At 64.6% G+C, this 246-nt stretch carries 1 pseudogene; it reads left to right on the top strand.

Annotated elements, in window-relative coordinates:
• Positions 1-2 precede the first annotated feature (2 nt).
• Positions 3-246 (top strand): annotated as a pseudogene (locus ACW9I6_RS32465) (ribonucleotide-diphosphate reductase subunit beta); the annotation flags it as partial.

Below are 246 nucleotides of genomic sequence, written 5' to 3'. Positions count from 1 at the left end.
ACGTGACCGCCAGCGACTCCGCCGCGATCATCCGCGCCAAGGCCGCCCTCGACAAACTCGACGTCGCCGAAGGCCTCGCAGAACTCGAAGGCTCCGCCGCCCGCGTCGCCGTTGACGAAAAGCGCATGATCAACTGCCGCGCCGACCTCAACCAACTCGTACCTTTCAAGTACGACTGGGCCTGGCAGAAGTACCTCGACGGCTGCGCCAACCACTGGATGCCGCAAGAGGTCAACATGACCGCCG

The sequence above is a fragment of the Pseudomonas sp. SDO5522_S412 genome (assembly GCF_054071215.1).
Note: the sequence above shows the minus strand (reverse complement) of the source record. Positions and strands in the feature narration are given on the sequence as shown.